General features: G+C 62.7%; 18 protein-coding genes. 9 read left to right on the top strand and 9 right to left on the bottom strand.

All coding sequences use genetic code 11. The features are described 5' to 3' along the window. Positions 1–30: 30 nt before the first annotated feature. Positions 31–210 carry a hypothetical protein gene (locus ACILSQ_RS09435; RefSeq protein WP_395743355.1) on the bottom strand — a complete coding sequence of 60 codons (180 nt, stop codon included), beginning with the start codon at positions 208–210 and terminating at the stop codon, positions 31–33. Between the two features lie 135 nt (positions 211–345). Here ACILSQ_RS09435 and ACILSQ_RS09430 point away from each other — a divergent pair, with 135 nt between their 5' ends. The 3 genes from ACILSQ_RS09430 (at position 346) to ACILSQ_RS09420 (ending at position 4,656) form a co-directional block, all read left to right on the top strand. Further along, positions 346–1,698 carry an OFA family MFS transporter gene (locus ACILSQ_RS09430; RefSeq protein WP_395743354.1) on the top strand — a complete coding sequence of 451 codons (1,353 nt, stop codon included), beginning with the start codon at positions 346–348 and terminating at the stop codon, positions 1,696–1,698. A gap of 154 nt (positions 1,699–1,852) precedes the next feature. Next, the gene (locus tag ACILSQ_RS09425) at positions 1,853–3,151 is read left to right on the top strand and encodes an FtsX-like permease family protein (RefSeq protein ID WP_395743353.1); all 1,299 of its coding nucleotides are present in this window, start codon (positions 1,853–1,855) and stop codon (positions 3,149–3,151) included. Between the two features lie 176 nt (positions 3,152–3,327). Continuing rightward, positions 3,328–4,656, top strand: coding sequence for an FtsX-like permease family protein (locus ACILSQ_RS09420; protein WP_395743352.1), 1,329 nt, complete (start codon positions 3,328–3,330; stop codon positions 4,654–4,656). A 7-nt stretch (positions 4,657–4,663) separates the two neighbouring features. Here the strand turns inward: ACILSQ_RS09420 and ACILSQ_RS09415 are convergent, their stop codons facing one another. Genes ACILSQ_RS09415 through ACILSQ_RS09405 form a run of 3 tightly spaced genes read right to left on the bottom strand, consistent with a single transcriptional unit; the run spans position 4,664 to position 7,129 of the window. Beyond that, positions 4,664–5,083 (bottom strand): type II toxin-antitoxin system VapC family toxin, encoded by a 420-nt coding sequence (locus ACILSQ_RS09415; protein ID WP_395743351.1) that lies wholly within the window; start codon positions 5,081–5,083, stop codon positions 4,664–4,666. 4 nt (positions 5,084–5,087) lie between these two features. Continuing rightward, a complete protein-coding gene (locus ACILSQ_RS09410; RefSeq protein WP_395743350.1) occupies positions 5,088–5,297 on the bottom strand; it encodes a hypothetical protein in 210 nt (69 codons plus the stop codon). A 44-nt stretch (positions 5,298–5,341) separates the two neighbouring features. Beyond that, positions 5,342–7,129: a DUF3592 domain-containing protein gene (locus ACILSQ_RS09405; protein ID WP_395743349.1), complete on the bottom strand. Its 1,788-nt coding sequence runs from the start codon at positions 7,127–7,129 to the stop codon at positions 5,342–5,344. Positions 7,130–7,189: 60 nt separating this feature from the next. Here ACILSQ_RS09405 and ACILSQ_RS09400 point away from each other — a divergent pair, with 60 nt between their 5' ends. Continuing rightward, entirely contained in the window at positions 7,190–7,900 is a 711-nt protein-coding gene (locus tag ACILSQ_RS09400) for a TIGR02206 family membrane protein (protein WP_395743348.1), read from the top strand. Between the two features lie 102 nt (positions 7,901–8,002). Continuing rightward, a complete protein-coding gene (speA, locus tag ACILSQ_RS09395; RefSeq protein ID WP_395743347.1) occupies positions 8,003–9,940 on the top strand; it encodes a biosynthetic arginine decarboxylase in 1,938 nt (645 codons plus the stop codon). A gap of 7 nt (positions 9,941–9,947) precedes the next feature. Here speA and aat read toward each other — a convergent pair whose 3' ends face one another. Then, positions 9,948–10,523: a leucyl/phenylalanyl-tRNA--protein transferase gene (gene aat / locus ACILSQ_RS09390; protein ID WP_395743346.1), complete on the bottom strand. Its 576-nt coding sequence runs from the start codon at positions 10,521–10,523 to the stop codon at positions 9,948–9,950. A gap of 89 nt (positions 10,524–10,612) precedes the next feature. Here aat and pgsA point away from each other — a divergent pair, with 89 nt between their 5' ends. The 4 genes from pgsA (at position 10,613) to ACILSQ_RS09370 (ending at position 14,306) form a co-directional block, all read left to right on the top strand. Further along, on the top strand, positions 10,613–11,185 hold the full coding sequence (gene pgsA, locus ACILSQ_RS09385; RefSeq protein WP_395743345.1) for a CDP-diacylglycerol--glycerol-3-phosphate 3-phosphatidyltransferase: 573 nt from the start codon (positions 10,613–10,615) through the stop codon (positions 11,183–11,185). A gap of 29 nt (positions 11,186–11,214) precedes the next feature. Continuing rightward, on the top strand, positions 11,215–12,591 hold the full coding sequence (gene der, locus ACILSQ_RS09380) for a ribosome biogenesis GTPase Der (RefSeq protein WP_395743344.1): 1,377 nt from the start codon (positions 11,215–11,217) through the stop codon (positions 12,589–12,591). A gap of 298 nt (positions 12,592–12,889) precedes the next feature. Continuing rightward, a complete protein-coding gene (locus tag ACILSQ_RS09375) occupies positions 12,890–13,888 on the top strand; it encodes a cobalamin-independent methionine synthase II family protein (RefSeq protein ID WP_395743343.1) in 999 nt (332 codons plus the stop codon). A gap of 16 nt (positions 13,889–13,904) precedes the next feature. After that, positions 13,905–14,306, top strand: a complete 402-nt coding sequence (locus ACILSQ_RS09370; protein ID WP_395743342.1) for a hypothetical protein — start codon at positions 13,905–13,907, stop codon at positions 14,304–14,306. 3 nt (positions 14,307–14,309) lie between these two features. Here ACILSQ_RS09370 and ACILSQ_RS09365 read toward each other — a convergent pair whose 3' ends face one another. From ACILSQ_RS09365 to ACILSQ_RS09350, 4 genes are all read right to left on the bottom strand, one after another. Further along, on the bottom strand, positions 14,310–15,035 hold the full coding sequence (locus ACILSQ_RS09365) for a hypothetical protein (protein WP_395743341.1): 726 nt from the start codon (positions 15,033–15,035) through the stop codon (positions 14,310–14,312). Next, positions 15,032–15,571 (bottom strand): RNA polymerase sigma factor, encoded by a 540-nt coding sequence (locus ACILSQ_RS09360; RefSeq protein ID WP_395743340.1) that lies wholly within the window; start codon positions 15,569–15,571, stop codon positions 15,032–15,034. The genes ACILSQ_RS09365 and ACILSQ_RS09360 overlap by 4 nt, the downstream gene beginning before the upstream one ends. A 196-nt stretch (positions 15,572–15,767) precedes the next feature. Further along, complete coding sequence (locus tag ACILSQ_RS09355) at positions 15,768–16,646, bottom strand: putative DNA-binding domain-containing protein (RefSeq protein ID WP_395743339.1); 879 nt, start codon at positions 16,644–16,646, stop codon at positions 15,768–15,770. Further along, positions 16,624–17,469, bottom strand: a complete 846-nt coding sequence (locus ACILSQ_RS09350) for a DUF692 domain-containing protein (protein ID WP_395743589.1) — start codon at positions 17,467–17,469, stop codon at positions 16,624–16,626. The genes ACILSQ_RS09355 and ACILSQ_RS09350 overlap by 23 nt, the downstream gene beginning before the upstream one ends. Positions 17,470–17,580 lie beyond the last annotated feature (111 nt).

The raw sequence follows: 17,580 nt of genomic DNA, 5'->3' as shown, positions 1-17,580 counted from the left end.
CAAACATTCAGCGCATCAGCGCCTCAGCGTTTACTTGTTCTTCGCGTCGAACTTGGCTTTGCACTTTTCGCAGCAGAAGGCCACGGTCTTGCCGTCTTTGCCGGTGCTGGTGATGCTGGAGTCAGCAGGCTTGCCGCTGATGGGGCATTTGTCGGCGGCCATGGCGGCGGAGGCGAAGGAGAGGGCGCAGATGGTGAGCAGTGTTTTCATCGAGTTGTGTTGGGTATGGGGTGCGGCCGGCAAAATCACCGGATAACGCTCAAAACGTATGAAACCGGGCGTTTCTTGTCGATCTTTAATCCTTCCTTGTGCGACCCTCCGCATGGATTTTCCGCCCATCCCACCATGAGTTTCCTCTCCCGAGAAGCCACCGTCGCCAAGCCTGGATTCAGCCGGTGGCTCGTCCCGCCCGCCGCCATCGCCGTGCACATGTGCATCGGGCAGGTGTATGGCTTCAGTGTTTTCAAGAAGCCGCTGGCCATGGCGCTGGGCATCACGGCGCCTGCCGCCGGAGACTGGAGTGAAGCGGATGTGGGCGTCGCCTACTCCATCGCGCTGGCCCTGCTGGGACTCTCTGCCGCCTTCTTCGGCAAATGGGTGGAGCGCAGCGGCCCGCGCAAGACGATGCTGGCCAGCATGCTCTGCTTTTGCAGCGGTCTGGTGCTCACCGCGCTCGCTGTTCGCTGGCATCAGCTCTGGCTGCTGTATGCCGGCTATGGCTTGATCGGCGGCATCGGGCTGGGCCTGGGCTACATCGCCCCGGTCTCCACTTTGATGAAGTGGTTTCCCGACCGCCCCGGCATGGCCACGGGCATGGCCATCATGGGCTTTGGCGGTGGGGCCCTCATCGGCGGGCCGCTGGCGGAGGACTTGATGCAGCACTTCTCCGCCGTCTCCTCCGGCACCTCCGTCGGCGCCGCCGAAGCGCTGCTGGTGATGGCGGGCCTCTATGCGGTTTCCATGATTTTCGGCGCGCTCATCGTACGCGTCCCGCCGGAGGGCTGGTGTCCTCCGGGCTGGGTGCCCAGGGAGCATGCCTCAAAACTGGTGACGACCGCCAGCGTCTCCGTGGACGTTGCATGGAAGACACCCCAGTTCTGGATGCTCTGGATCGTCCTCTGCTTGAACGTCAGCGCCGGCATCGGCATCCTCGGCCAGGCCTCGCCGATGATTCAGGACATGTTCAAGGTCACCCCCAAGGCCGCGGCCGGATACGTGGGCCTGATCTCGCTCTGCAATCTCGGCGGCAGGTTCTTCTGGTCCTCCATGTCCGACCTCATCGGGCGCAAGGGCATCTACTGCATCTACTTCATTCTCGGAGCGGGCCTGTATGCCAGCGTGCCGTGGATTCAGGGCCGCGGCAGCGTCACGCTGTTTGTGGTCGCCACCGGCCTCATACTGACCATGTATGGCGGCGGTTTCGCCACCATTCCCGCCTACCTGCGCGATCTCTTCGGCAGCTATCAGGTGGGCGCCATCCATGGCCGCCTCATCACCGCCTGGTCAGTGGCCGCCATTCTGGGCCCGCAGCTCATGGACCGCCTTTCTGTGGCAAATAAAAAAATCATGCCGCCCGAGCAGGCCTACAATTCGATCTTTCACCTGATGGTCGGCCTGCTGCTGGTCGGCCTGGTCTCCAATCTGCTCGTCCGTCCTGTCGATCCCAAACATCATCTCGCACCCGCTGCCCAAGCCTGATTCGCCCATGAAATTCCTCACCCTTCTCATCGCCTGGACCTGGATCGCCGTGCCGCTCGGCTGGGGTGTGTACCAGTCCGTGCAGAAATCGCTGCCGCTGTTTGGCATCACGGCAGTTGCGAAGTAGCACAGGCATCGCTTTGTTGGGCACCGCATGCTTTCGAACGCCACCCTCTTCCTCGCCCGCCGCTACCTGCGTGCCAGGCGTTCGTTTGTCTCCGTCATCACCATCATCTCTATTCTCGGCGTCGCCCTGGGCGTGCTGGCCATGATTGTGATCGGCTCGGTGATGAAGGGCTTTGAGGGCGAGTTCCGCAAGACCCTCATCGGCTCCGAGCCTCACATCCTGCTGCATCCCGAGGGGAGCAAGCCCGTGGACGTGAAAGCCACCGCCGGTCTCCTCGCCAAGGTGCGCCAGCAGCCAGAGGTGCTGGCCGCCTGCACCTACATCCGCAGCGTCATGTTTGCGGAGCATGGTCACGGGCAGTCGGCCATGTCGGTGCTGGGCCTGCCGGAGGATGGCGCGAAGTTTTACATGGCAAAGATCGCCAGACACAAGCTGGAGGGCTCGCTGGATCTCGTGCCTGGCGGCCTGGTATGCCCGGACTACCTGACGGCGGAGATCAATGCGCATCCCGGAGACACCCTCAGCGTCTATGCCTCCAGCAATGTCACCAGCGCCGTGAACCGCTTCCACGCCGCCTCTGATGAGCAGGACGAGACCAAGCGCCACGCCGCCTACAAGGAGATCAAGCTGCACCCGATGGATGCCAGACTGCTGGGAGCCACAAAAACAGAATCCGCCGGACCCAGCGGCTACTGCTCCCTCGAAACCGCGCAGCAGATCTTCGGCCTGGGTACGCAGGTGAACGGCGTGCTGATCGAACTGAAGCAGCCCGGCGAGGTGAAGGCTGTGATCAAACGTTTTGAGGAGGCCGGCCTTGTCCCCGCCGGCTGGAGCCATTCCCTGTGGACGGACGAGGGCGAAGCGCGGCTCGCCGCCATGGGCAATGAGCGCGCCATGATGAACATCGTGCTCCTCATCATCTTTGTGGTGGCGGCCTTCTCCGTGATGAACACCACCATCACCGTGACCACGCAGAAGCGCCGCGAGATCGGCGTGCTCACAGCCCTGGGCTCGCGGCAGAGCCAGATCGTGGGCATCTTCGTCTCCCAGGCCGCCTTTGTCGGCATCGTGGGCACGCTCATCGGCCTTGTTTTCAGCGGCCTTGTTTTGCACTTCCGCAACGAGATCCGCATGGGCATCGCCGTGGTGAACGGTGGCAGCACGGATGTGGACTCCGGCATGTTCCTGGCCACCATTCCCGCGCAGATCGAGCCCTGGTTCATCGTCGTCACCTGCCTGGGTTCCGTCATCCTCTGCCTGCTCGCCGCCCTGCCCCCCGCCTGGCTGGCCGCACGCGTCGATCCCGCCGTCGCGCTCCGCGACTGATTCGTCCTCGTCCTCCTACTCGAACTCGTCCTCGATTCCACGGCTCCTCACTTCCCCAAAACTTCCGAACTCACGCCAACATACCTGTCCTGATTCTCCAGCCTCTGTTCCTTTCGAAGCCAGATGATCGAGGAAGAGGTCGAGTAAGAGGACGAAAAGGAATCCCCCAACAGCCCATGACCAGCGCCCCCCTCTTTCTCGCCGTGCGTTACCTGCGGCCCACGCGTTCGTTCATCTCGGTCATCACCGTGATCTCGATGCTCGGCGTCATGCTCGGCGTGGGCGTGCTGGTGTTCGTGATGTCGGTCTTCAGCGGCTGGCAGCGCGAGTTCCGGCAGTTGCTCATCGGCTTTGAGCCCCATGCCATGGTGCAGCCGATGAGCATGCAGGAGGGTGGGCCCGACGGCCCGAAGCCCGTGGACTGGCGCGAGCTGCGCAAGACTCTGGCCCAGCGCCCCGAAGTCATCTCCGCCGTGCCGGTGGCCACCGGGACCGTCGTCGTCGAAAACAACGGCAACCTGCAGGGCGTCGATGTCATCGGCCTGACCGATGAGAAGGACAACGCCCTGGTGCAGAAGCTCAGCAAACACATCAGGGAGGGCCGCTTTGATCTCACGGATGACACCATCATTCTGAGCGACAAATTCGCGAAGGAGCTCGGGGCCAAGGTGGGGGACACCCTCGTTGTACATGCCGCCGAGAGCGTGAACCAGTTCATCCAAAAGTACCGCGAAATCCCCGAGGATGGAGACGAGAAAAAACGCGCCGAGGCGCTCGACAATGTGACGGTGCTGTCCAAGGACCTCAAGCTCGTGGCCACCCTGCGCGCGGACACCACCGGCCTGCGCGGCTCCACGCGGGGATATGTGCCGCTGCATGTGGCGCAGGAGTTTTTCAATCTCGAAAGCAACGTCAACGGCATCGAGCTGGAACTGAAGGAGCCCGACGACGTGGAGCGCGTGATGGGCCGGATCTACCGCTCTGGCGCCGTGCCGGAGACCTGGGGCTACCGCACCTGGATTCAGGAGCATGAAATGATGCTCGAGTCCGTCAAAAATCAGCGCACGATGATGTGGTTCATCCTGCTTTTCATCATGCTCGTGGCCTCCATCTGCGTGATGAACACCACCATCACCGTCACCGTGAAAAAACGGCGGGAGATCGGCATCCTCACGGCCCTGGGCACGCGCGCCTGGCAGATCATCACCATCTTTGTCTCGCAGGCCGGCATCGTCGCCCTCTTCGGTGTCGTGGCCGGGCTCGCTGGCGGCTTCTTTGTCCTCGGCATCCGCAACTGGCTGCGCGACCAGATCGCCAGCTTCACCGGCCGCGACATCTTCCCCCAGGACATCTACTTTCTCTCCAGCATCCCCGCTCACACCGACTTCAGCGACCTCCTCGCCATCTGCGCCACCGCTGTCGTGCTCTGCCTCATGGCCGCGCTGATCCCCTCATGGTTCGCCGCACGCGTGGACCCCGCCGTGGCCCTGCGGGACGGAGGGTAGGATTTGATCAATCCAGCCAGTTCTCAAACTGCAGTCCAGGCACCTGTTGAAAATCCACGGTGTTGCGTGTCAGCAAAATACCGTCGTGAGCAATAGTGATGGCGGCAATTTTGAGATCCTGCGTCCCAACACGAATGCTTTGTTTGCGCAGAGCGGTGAAGACACGGACAGCATCAGCATCCCACGGAAGCACGGTCCAGGCTGCGTGCAGTTCCACCTGACGGACAAGACGGGCATAGTCGAGGACTTGATCTGACGGATCGGCATGTCGTTTCAATGCGGCCAGCCAGCCTCGAAGCTGTTCTTCGACTGTGATCGCCGTGATCACTACATCAGATTCCGTCTGGTCAAACCGAGAAAGCAGCCGGAGGCCGGCAGCAGAGCGAAATCCCAGCTCGCTGGCATGGTCCGTGTCCAGAATGAACATGCGATTAATCCTCGGCCCCGTTCCGCCGCCACTCCGCACCGAGCCGCTGCGCCTCACGCGAAAGCTCATCATCAGGCAACATCCCGACTGTGCTCCGCCAGTCCTTTCTCACAGGCTTGGTGCCAAGGACACGATCTCGCAATGCGGCAAACTCTTTCTCTAGAACGTCGAAGCGCTGCCGCAATGAAGCGAGTTCTTGAATGGCCTGACTCATGATGCACCAGTCTAACCGATGGCTCTTCAAAAGCCAGTGGCTTTTCACCCCCGCTTCCGCCACTCCTCGAAGCGCTCCGCCAGGGTCTCCGCGGTGACGGATTCGGTGATGCCATCGACGAGGGTGCGCTTTTTGTTAAAGATCGTCTCCGCCCGCACGCGGTAGTAAAACTTGTTGCCGGACTGCATGTTCGTGTCGTGGCTGAACCCGGTGATGTGGCGCGGCTCCAAGCTTTCACCCCAGGAAAAGAAGGGGCCGAGGCGGTTCGCGATGTGCAGCCCTCCCGCCAGGATTTCCACGCGGCGGCTGTGCAGCAGTGTCCAGACGCCGCCTGCAAAAATCAGCGGCGAGGTGATTCCCCAGAACAAGCGGAAAAGCAGCGGCGCGCCCTGATGGCACAGGAAAGCGAATCCCCCGGACCAGATCGCCGCGAAGACCAGCAGGAAGATGCCTGCGCCGCGAAACCGGGCCGCCGGACAGTCAATCACCAAGGGAATGCCGCCGGGTCCGAACTCCACCTGGAGCCCTCGCGCCTGCAGACGCGCGGAGAGATCGTCCGAGGTGAGAAGCGGGGGCCCCGCCTCCTGCTGCGCGGCGTGCTCCTCGTCCACGACCGTATTTCCCGTCGCAAAGACCGGCAGCGGAAACTCCACCGGTTTGCTTCCTGGCATTTGTTCAGAGCTGACTTTCAGCGTCCACACATGCCGCTCTCCAGGGGAGTTGTCGATGGACTCCTGATCCACAGCCGAGCTGGGCAGTCCGGCAGGAATGGCAATGCTCAGCGGCAGCGTGGTCCCATCCACATCGCGCCTGGCCATGGCCGAGGACAGCGTTTCGGTGTGCTCCCAGATCGTCTCCTCCACCGTGGCGTGGGAGTCACCGCTGTTGCGGGTGATGTGGCGCTCGCACAGGATGCGCGCCCGGAGCACCTCCGAGGGAGCCAGCGCTCGCGCAAACTTCAGCTCTCCCGCCAGCGGCTGGCCCGGCGACAGCGGAAGTTTTTTCAGCCTGAGCTCCGGCTGCCCCAGGGCCCTGCGTGACCGGATGCGCTTCCAGGCAAAGTACAGCGGAATCAAGGCGAGCAGGGATGGCAGCAATGCGCACGCAGCCAGGGGCGATTTGGCCATTTCTCCGCCGAGCACCACCGCCAGCGCCAGCGGGAGCTGCACCAGGAGAATCCAGCCCGCCACCGCGAGAATGAACGGCAGACCGTCCGGCGAGGGCCGGATGGCGTCTCCCACCCACTCCGTACGCCACCGCCAGGGCTCGCCGGGGTGCCGCGCCTCCAGACCCGCATTTTTCGCCGCCTTGCGCGACTGCAGCCCCCCGCCTATCGCCACCAAGGCGCCCGCCAGTGGAAACAGCGTCGGAAAAATCGACATCAGGAGCAAAACTCCCCAGCGCAGCTCGCGAAACAGCACGGCCTGCTCCGGCCGGGATGGATTCACATAGCAGTGAATGGGCCGGCCTTTGTTCTTCGCCGTCTCGAGTTCCCGAAACGCCTGCTGCTGAAAATCGCCCATGTTGTCAGATCCGCCAAAGAAGCTCACCTGGGTGCCATGGTAGCTGTGACGGTGGAATTCGTAGCGATAAACGGCCTCCACCCGGTAGCTCGTGCCGCCTTTGCTGCTGTGCGAGGTCTTGAGCTCCGCCTTTTCAATCCAGCACGGAGCCTCCTCCCAGCCACGGGCTGACCACCATGAAACAATCGCCGGCATGTATAAAAAGCCCGCAGCCAGGCCTCCCAGGATGAAAGGCAGGCCGAACAGGACGGCACAGCCGCCGCTGAGTGGTTTCGAAGAGCGGGAGGAAGAATGACGGCGGCGCAACATCCCCGCACCATGCCACAAACCGACTGACTTCCGCAACAGCCGCGTATGATAAGCGCCTGCATGATGCCCGTCCCGCCTCCCGCCTTTCACCCCTTCGGCCCATCTCACAAGGCGGTGCTCGCCATCACGCTGGCTTTGTTCATTCTGATGATGCTGCTCGCCCGCACGCGCTGGGCGGTGCTCTCACAGCGGGTCCTGGGCGCCGTGCTGCTGGCCTTGTTTCCCCTCGGCCTTCTGGTGCACGCGAGCTACGGATCGCTCAGCATGCAAACCGCGCTGCCGCTGCAGTACTGCGACGTGGCCACGCTCGCGGCCGTGATGGCGCTGTGGACGCGCCGCCCCTTCTTTTGCGAGCTGGTGTACTTCTTCGGCATCGCCGGCACGCTCCAGGGGCTGCTCACTCCCGCGCTGGTCTATGAATACCCGGACCCGCGTTTCTTTTTGTTCTTCATCATGCACGCAGGCGTGCCCATCACCGCGCTCTACGTCGTCACCGCCATGGGCGTCCGCCCGCGCCCTGGAGCCGTGCAGCGCATGATGGTCTTCTCCATCGCCTGGTATGCCGCGGTCGCCGTGGTGAACTACGCCTTCGGGGTGAACTACGCCTTTCAATGCGCCAAACCCGTGCAGGCCAGCCTGTTTGACCAGCTCGGTCCCTGGCCGTGGTACAATCTCAGCACCATCGGTCTCGGCGTCCTCTTTTACTCCATTCTCTACCTCCCCTTCGTCTTTCTCAAATCCACGCCCGGATCCCTTGACGATGATCTCTGACGGGCGGCCCGCCGCACACGTCTCCGAGATGTCGCTTTGCATTTCCAAATTTCCCCCCATAATCGCGGCCCCCCAAATCCCCACCCCACACAGCCCACGAAAATGAAATCCCCCGCATGGACCACCGAAGACAGCGCCGAGCTCTATGGCATCCGCGAATGGGGTCATGAGTATTTCGACATCTCGAAGACTGGCGAAGTCGTCGTGAACCTGAAGGATGGGAAAAAGACCAAGCCCGTCTCGCTCGCCTCCATCGTCAAAGGCCTGCGCGAGCGCGGCACCCAGCTCCCCCTGCTCATCCGTTTCGGCGATCTGCTGCGCTGGCGCATCGACGAACTGAACGAAGGCTTTGCCGCCGCCATCAAGGAAGGCAAATACCAGGGCGTCTATCGCGGCGTCTATCCCATCAAGGTGAACCAGCAGCAGGAAGTGATTGAGGAGATCACCCGCTACGGCCGCAAATACCACTACGGCCTGGAGGCAGGCAGCAAGCCCGAGCTCATCGCCGCGCTCAGCTACATGCACGATCCGGAGGCCTACATCGTCTGCAATGGCTACAAGGACGAGGAGTTCATCGACCTCGCACTCTACGCGCAGAAGATGGGCCTGCAGGTCATCCTGGTGCTGGAAATGCCCACGGAGCTCGATCTCATCCTGGAGCGCTGCGAGAAAATGGGCGTGCGCCCCACGCTCGGCGTGCGCTTCCGCCTCAGCGCGGAAAGCGCCGGCCACTGGAGCGGCTCCGGCGGTGACGCCAGCGTCTTCGGCCTGAACATCTCCCAGCTCATGCACGTCGTCGATCACCTGCGCGACAAAGGCATGCTCGACTGCCTGCGCATGCTGCACTACCACCAGGGCTCGCAGATCCCCAACATCCGCGCCATCCGTCAGGCGGTCACGGAGGCCACACGCGTTTACGTCGGCCTCGTCCAGGAAGGCGCGCGCATGGGCATTCTCGATCTCGGCGGCGGTCTGGCCATCAGCTATGACGGCCTCAAAGGGGCCAGCGAAGCCAGCAGCAACTACGGCACCAAGGAATACTGCGCCGACATCATCGAGGCGATCACCGAAGTCACCGCCGAGGCCGGCGTGCCGCACCCCGATCTCATCACCGAGTCCGGCCGCGCCATCGTGGCCTACTACTCCGTGCTGATCATCAACATTCTCGACATCAACCGCTTTGAGCCTCGCAAGAGCATCGCCGATCTCGAGATCGACAAGGACGCCCCTCCCCTCCTGCGCAATCTCTACGAGCTGCGCCTGGATGCGGAAAAACACGCCGCCAGGACCTCCCGCGACCGCCTGCAGGAGATCTACAACGACGCCATCTACTACCGCGACAAGCTCCGCAGCGAGTTCAACTACGGCAAGGTCAACCTCCGCGAGCGCGCCCATGGCGAAGAGCTCTACTGGGACATCCTCACCTGGGTGGCCAGCATGAAGGAAAGCTGCGAGCACGATGGCAGCCAGATGGATCGCCTCGATACCATCATGACCGACTTCTACTACGGAAACTTCAGCGTCTTCCAGAGCCTGCCTGACCTTTGGGCCATCGACCAGATCTTCCCGGTCATGCCCATCCACCGCCTCAAGGAGAAGCCCACGCGCAATGCGGTGCTGTCAGACATCACCTGCGACAGCGACGGCAAGATCGACAAATTTGCCCATTCCCACGGCATCAATCACAGCCTCCCGCTGCACGATCCGCAGATCGAGAAGGGTCACGAATACATGCTCGGCATCTTCCTCGTCGGCGCCTACCAGGAAACCCTCGGCGACCTGCACAATCTCCTTGGCGACACGAACGTCGTCAGCGTCCGCGTGGAAAACGGCAAGGTGAAGTACAGCCGCGAGCTCGAAGGCGACAGCGTCTCCGAAGTGCTCACCTACGTGGAGTATGACCCCAAGGACATGCTCACCCGCTTCCGCAACCTCGCCGAAAGCGCCGTCATCTCCAAGCGCATCACCGCCACCGAACGCCGCGAGATCATGGAAAGCTTCGAGGCCGGCCTCCGCGGCTACACCTATTTCGAGAGCTGATACAGCTTCACATAAACGTCGCCTTCCTCAGAATCGCCCGCTGCAGCAGCTCCAGATACTGCACGCAGGGGATCTCGTGCCCGCCAAACATCGCCAGGTGCGGCGTGGTCCACTGCGTGTCATGCAGCAGAAAGCCACGCGCATGCAGCCTCCGCTGCAGGCAGGTCAGCGCCACCTTGGAGGCCTGCGGCTCGCGGCTGAACATCGACTCGCCGAAAAACGCCCCGCCGATGCTCACGCCATACACGCCCCCGCGCAGCTTGCCGTCCCGCCACACCTCCGCGCTGTGGGCAAAGCCGATGCGGTGCAGCTCCTCATACGTGTCCATGATCGTGTCCGTGATCCACGTGCTCTCACGGTCCGCGCAGCCGCGGATCACATCGCCAAAGGCCGTGTTCCACCGCACTTCAAAGGGATGATCTTTGAGGTAGCGCTCAAACCGCCGCGGCACATGAAAATCCGCCACCGGCAGAATGCCGCGCATCTTCGGCCGGTACCACGAGATGGAGCCGTCGTCCTCCCCCATCGGGAAGGCGCCCTCACAGTAGGCGTTTAGAAGGTCCACAGGCTCGATTCGCGGCATGAATCCAGTTTCAAGTTTCACCCTCAAAGTTTCAAGCCGCGTAATTCAAACTTTGAACTTTAAACATGAAACTTTAAACTGATCCCCGGATGAACCTCGCCAATCAGATCACCATTTTCCGCATCCTGCTGATCCCCGTCTTCATCGGGCTGGTGATCTACTATGGCGACAGCGCCCGTGGTGAGCACCCGGATGAGGCCCTGCGTCTCTGGGCCGCGGCCGTCTTTGGCATCGCCGCCATCAGCGATGCCATCGACGGCTGGATCGCCCGCCGTTTCAATCAGCGCACCCGCCTCGGCGCCATCATTGATCCGCTGGCGGACAAGCTCCTCATGCTCTCCGCCATCATCCTGCTCAGCTTCACCGCATGGCGGCAGCACTTTCCGTTGTGGTTTCCCATCCTCGTCATCGGCCGCGATCTGCTGTCCATCGGCGGCGCTTTTCTCATCGACCACTATGCGGGCAAGGTCCAGATCCACACCCACTGGACCGGCAAAACGGCCACCTTTGCCCAGATGGCGGCCATTCTGTGGATCCTGCTGGACCTCAAGCCGGAATGGCTTCTCGGGCCCACGCTCTTTGCCGCCACCTTCACCGCCCTGTCCGGCATCCTCAATCTGGTGGACGGCGTCAAGCAGCTCCAGGCTGCGGGACAAGATTGACGCGGGGGGCGCAGCGTGCTCTCTGAACAATGCTCAAAACCGTCGCCATCGTCGGACGCCCCAATGTGGGGAAGTCTGCCCTGTTCAACCGCCTCGCCGGCAAAACCATCTCCATCGTCCATGATCAGGCCGGGGTGACGCGGGACCGCATCGTGGCGCAGTGCCGCCGCGGACCGGCATGGTTTGAGATCATGGACACCGGCGGTATCGGTGCCAGCACGGACGACGTTTTGACCGACCAGGTGCAGACGGAGGCCTCCATCGCCCTCGATGTGGCAGACCTCCTGCTCTTCGTCGTGGATGTGGTCGATGGTGTCACCACCATTGATCAAAGCCTCGCCCGTGAGCTTCGCCGCACAAACAAGCCCGTCATCCTCGTCTGCAACAAGGCCGACTCCCCCAAGCGCAAGCTCAATGCCGGCGAGTTCGCCCGCTTCGGCTTTGCAGACACCGTGGAAGTCAGCGCCGCCCATGGCCTCGGCATCGACGAGCTCGTGGCTCTGATCTCCACCCGTCTCGACCTGAAGGAATCCACGGAGACGGAAGACGCCATCGCACGCCAAAATACGCGGCCGCTGAAACTCGCCATCGTCGGCCGCCCAAACGCCGGCAAGTCGTCGCTTGTGAACGCCATCCTGGGCAAGGACCGCGCCATCGTGAGCGATGTTCCAGGCACGACACGTGATGCGCTCGACATCAAGGCCACCTACAACGGCAAGCACTATCAGCTTATCGACACCGCCGGCATCCGCCGCCGCTCCAATCTCGACACCGTGGTGGAAATCTCCAGCGTGGACCGCAGCCTGCAGAGCATCAAGCGCGCGGACCTCTGCCTGCTCGTCATCGACTGCGCCGCCGGCGCCAAGATGCAGGACCGCAAGATCGCCCAGCTCATCCTGGAGGAGCGCAAACCCTGCATCCTCGTCATGAACAAGTGGGACCTCTTCCACCCGGACGCGAAGCAGAAGGACCGCCTGGAGCATCTGGACGAGCTCATGCGCCGCGAGTTCTTCTTCCTGAACTACGCCCCGCTGGTGGCCATCTCCGCCAAGAACAAGGACCACATCGGCAAGCTCTTCGTGCAGATCGAAAAAGTGCGCACCGGCGCGCAGAACCGCATCAGCACCGGCGCCCTGAACCGCCTTCTGGCCAATGCCATTGAAAACACCCCCGGTGCCCTGGGCCGCAGCACCCACAGCTTCAAGCTGCTCTACGCCACCCAGGTGAACGAGGCCGAAGGCTTCGCCATCCCCGTGCCACACTTCGTTCTCTTCGCCAACCGCGCCTCCAAGCTCACCGAAAGCTACATGCGCTACCTGGAGAAAGTCATCCGCGACGAATGGGACGCCCCCGGCGTCCCCTTCAAAATGAGCGTGCGCGGCAAAGGCCCGAAGAACGCGAAGTAGTGGCTCTTTGCCACTCCCCTCACCCCGCCTCTCCCCGAAGTAAACTTTGCACGAAGAGAGCTGGGACGGGGAGAGGAGTGACGCGCCAAGGCTCCGATTCAGCTTGGAAGAGACCCAACGCGAATCTCCTCTCCCCGCCCCAGATTTCGCAGCTCTGAGTATTCTTCGGGGAGAGGCCGGGTGAGGGGTGTAGCAAAACTCCAGGGAGCAAGTTCGCTCTACTTTGTCGAATCCTGCCTGCCTTTGGACTTTGGCACTCACGGCTTCCACCGCCTGGAGATGCTGACTAGTCTGCCCCATGGCCACCATCCAGACCACCACCGTCGGCTCCTATCCCGTCCCCGAATGGCTCAGCGCGCTGCCCAGCGAAGCCGCCGTCATTGACGCCACACGCGTGGTCTTCGACACCCAGCGTCAGGCCGGCATTGACCTGCCCACGGATGGCGAGCTCTACCGCTTCGATGTCAATCATCCCGACACCAACGGCATGATCGAGTACTTCGTGCACAAGCTCGGCGGCATCGACAACCGCGTGGGCCGGGCGGATGCCGCCGCATTTCGCGCCAAGCATGAGATGGCCTTCCGCAGCAAGCCCGCCGCCGTCGTGCGCGGCCCCATCACCGAAGGCGTGCTCAATCTGGCCGAAGACTGCGCTCGTGCGGGCAAGGTGGCCGGCGGCCCCTTCAAGTTCACGCTCACCAGCCCCTACATGCTGGCCCGCACGCTGCTCGACACGCATTACAACGACTTCGCCGCGCTGAACATGGCTATCGCCGACGCCCTCGCCGCGCAGGCCGCCGATCTGCAGTGCGACTGCGTCCAGGTCGATGAAGCCAACATCCCCGGCAACCCTGCCGACGCCCCCATCGCCGCCGCAGGCATCAACCGTGTGCTGGATGCCGTCAAAGGCACCAAGGCCGTGCACTTCTGCTTTGGCAACTACGGCGGCCAGACCATTCAAAAGGGCGAATGGGCCGCGCTCATCACCTTTCTCAATTCCCTCCATGCCGACCACCTCGTGCTGGAGCTGGCTCACCGCCCCGCCGCTGATCTCGACGCGCTGAAGGAGCTCGATCCCAAAATCGGCGTCGGGCTCGGCGTCGTGGACATCAAGGTGAACCACATTGAAAGCGCCGATGAGATTGCCCGCCGCATCGAAGCCGCCGAGAAAAAGCTCGGTGCCGGCCGCGTGAAGTTCATCCACCCCGACTGCGGTTTCTGGATGCTCAAACGCAGCATCGCCGACCGCAAGATTGAAGCGCTGGCAAAAGGACGTGACAGGTTTGAGGGAAAGTGATTGAGTCACCCCGCCCATGCACCGCACCCTGCTCCTCTCCGCGTTAATCCTGGCCTCCTGTGCCGACATGATGAACAGCCACCGCATGATGGCGGCTGAGCGAAAAATGCTCGAGACACGCAAACTCCAGCAGGCAGGCCGGTGGGATGACGCACTGGCCATGGCGGAGCGCATGCACGGGAGCGTGGCCAGGACGATCCAGAGCGCCCCTTCGCAGAAGTCCGCGCAAGGTGGCAGGATTGACGTCACGCCGCTGCTTGCCGCATGGGAAAAAGGTCCCTTCGCGGAGCTCAAAACGGCCCTGCAGAAACGTGACGCCACCCGTTCCGCGGCAGCCTTCCAGTCGCTGCGCCAGCAGTGCGTGAACTGCCATGCGGTGCTCGGAAAGCAGCACATCCGCCTCGCCGAAATTCCGTAGCACTCACACCAGCCCAAACAGCTTCTTCAGCACGCTCACGTCGGCCGTCGTCGCCAGAAGGAAGGTCTGGTTGCCGTCGCTCCAGCTTGCGGTGTTCCATTTTTTGCAGGCCTTGAACTGCGGCTGAAGCTGCGGCGGCACATCCGGCAGTCCGGTGCTGTCCACCACCACCAGGTGCGCCTCTTTGCCGGGGGCGATCTCAAAGCAGATGATGGAGGCCGCATGCCCCGCCACCTGGATGCATTTGCAGGCCCGCACAGGCATGGCCTCCACACTGCCCGGCAGATGAGCCGGAGTCGGACTCTGGTCGGCCACGAGCATCTTTTTGATGGATTCGAGGTCATGTGCCGGATGCACACTGGACACGCCGTACTCGACCTTCGTCACAGCGGCGAGCGACTCCGCCTGCCACGCTGGCATGTCGCTGGTCGCGGGCCAGAAAAGCGTCCAGCCCACGGCCACCGCCGCGGCGGCTGCCGCCACCACAGGCAGCACCCAGCGGACGCGGGGCCGGGCGGGCCGCCGCGCGTTTTTCAAAATGTCCTCGCGCAGTCCCGCTGGAATGGTCGCGGCGAAGGCCTCGGCCACCTGCTCGTCAAAGGCCGTGCGCTTCTCCAGCCACGCCGCCAGCTCGGGATCGCTCCCAGCCATGGCACGCGCCTCCGGCGACGCATCCTGCGGACGGAGCGTCGTGGCATCGAGTTCGAGTCTGGCTTCTTCGCGGTTCACGAGGCGGTGAGGGAAATGATGTTGGAGGCGGCGGAATCTTCAAGGCGGCGCAGGATGCTGCGCAGGCTGTTTTTGGCGCGTGAGAGGCGGGACATCACCGTGCCGATGGGCACTCCCAGCGTCTCGGCGATGTCGCGGTACGATAGCTCCTTCAGGTAGAAAAGCACCAGCGGAGCGCGGTAGTTTGGCTCCAGCTCATTGAGCGCGACCTGCAGCGTGGCGCTGTCCACCCGCGGGTTTTCCCCGTCGTCGTCCTGCTGGGCGGCTCCGTGCTGGTCGGCTTCAAACTCCACCTCCTCGTATTTTTTCTCCCGGCGGGCGACGGCCAGCCATTCCCGGTAGATCGTGGTGAAGAGCCAGGTCTTCACCTTGGAGGCGTCCCGCAGGGTGTGCCCCTTCTTCGCCCACTGCAGGAAAGTCTGCTGCACCAGGTCCTGGGCCGTGGCCTCCCGCCGGCACATGCTCAGGGCAAAGCGGTAGAGGCCCTGGTAGTGGGCGTCCACGATCTGCTCGAAGCTGGGCACGGAATCGGTCACGCGTCGAGGTATCGGGCGGGTTTCAGGCAGTTCAATGCCAAATTGAAGGGCAAGTTCCATGAACTCATGGGGCGGGAATACACGTGGGAGGCGGGTCTGCGGCGTTTATTCCCACGTCTCGTGCTTTTTTCCACCGGTCCTTCAGAGCAGCCGGTGCTCTCCGGTTTGGGCATGGAGCCGGCGGCCGTCCAGGGCTTCATGATTTGCGCGAAGCCCTGATGAACCAGCCAAGCTGGGAAAACTCGGTGAACCAGTCACGAATCTGCGCAGGCCAGTCGTTTTCCGGACTGGCATGGGCCAGGGCTGTCTCAAGGGCATCCGCCAGTGTGAGACCATCCCGCAGCGCCGAGAGCATCAGGCAGGCCTCAGGAGCGAGGCGCTTGAAATAGAGCTGGTTGTCATGGCGGTGGATGGCCAGATGCACCCGCTCCCGCTTCAATTTCGGCGCCCTCGGCACGCGGCGGCTGCGGCGGGACGCCCCGGCCATGGCCTGGCTGGCGGAGCCACGCACGTCGGCCGCGGACTTTTTCATCCCCGCAATGAAGTGATCCACGGCATGGTCTGCCTGCAGAAGCACCACGCAGGGTTGGAGCCCCAGATGAAACGTCGCGGGATCTGCCCCGGCCAGATCTTCGATCCGCAGCGGTTTTTTCGCCGCCTCGTCAAAGGCCTGCGTCTGCGCCCATTCAGCCCGGGCGATGTCGCGGGATTCAAGATCCGTGATGAATGCCGGGAGCTCCGCACCGAGGTTCCGCAGGGTCCATGACGTGCTGGGATGCCGCGCCAGATAGTCCCGGCACAGCCGGTGGAAGCGGCGCTCGCCAAGAAAAGCGCGCAGCGCGGGGTAGTCATCATAAAGGCAGTCGAGCAGACGAAACCAGTACTGGCGCGCATAGATCTCCAGGCGCTCAAAGCCGCTCATGCGGTCGTTCGGCGCAATGAAGCCTGCCTGCGTGCCTGCTCGCAGACGGTCCTCGCCCACCAGCGGCTGCATGAGCGCCGCAGCCATGGCGCGCTGCAGCCGGCGCAGATCGGCGTTGGTGCGGAGCCTGCTAGGCGGCATGTGCTTGCTCATGCAGAAATTGGCGGGCTTTCAGGGCTTCATCATGCACTTCCTCAAAGCTGGGAATCTTGTCGTCCCATTCGAGGAGGGTGGCGGTCCTGCCGCAGAACCGGACGGCGGCGGCGTACAACTCCCAGACAGGATCAGGCACCGGATGATCGTGCGTGTCGAGAACCACGTGATCCAGCCGCGTATGCCCGGCGATGTGAATCTGCCCGACCCGATGATGCGGCACGGCGCGCAGATACTCAAAGGCATCGAAGCCGTGGTTCTGCGAAGAAACGTGGATGTTGTTTACATCCAGGAGGATGCCGCAGTCGGCGCGCTCGACGACTTCGTTGAGGAACTCCCATTCAGTCATCTCGTTCTGGGTGAATTCCGCATAGCTGCTCACGTTCTCCACGCAGATGGGCACTTCGAGGAAATCCCGGGCCTGCCTGATCTTCCTGGCGGTGTGTTTTGCCACGCTCATGGTGTAGGGCATGGGCAGGAGGTCGTGGGTGCAGCGTCCGTCCACACTGCCCCAGCAGAGGTGGTCGGAGAGCCACGGCGTCTGGGTACGCTTCACCAGCCGTCTGAGCTTTGTCAGGTGGCCGCGGTCCAGCGCATCCGCGTTGCCAAAGTACAGCGAGACTCCGTGCTGCACCACGCGGTACTGCTCCAAAATGCTGTCCAGCACCTGCAGGGGGCGGCCGCCATCCACCATGAAATTTTCGGAGATGATCTCGAACCAGCCGCATGCCGGCTTTTTCTCCAGAATATGCTGGTAGTGCGGCACGCGAAGGCCGAGGCCGATGCCCAGATCCGTGTGACCATTGTGGGGATTGACGGGCATGAGGAGGGAATCGAGTTCGGAAAAGAAGAAGAAGAAGAAGGAGGAGGAGGAGGAGGAGGAGGAGGAGGAGGCGTTGCGCCTGGATTTCATCCTCCCGGCGGCATGCAGGAG

The sequence above is a fragment of the Prosthecobacter sp. genome (assembly GCF_044227185.1).
In the GTDB taxonomy this organism is placed as follows: domain Bacteria; phylum Verrucomicrobiota; class Verrucomicrobiia; order Verrucomicrobiales; family Verrucomicrobiaceae; genus Prosthecobacter.
This window is presented reverse-complemented; position numbering and strand designations above follow the sequence as displayed.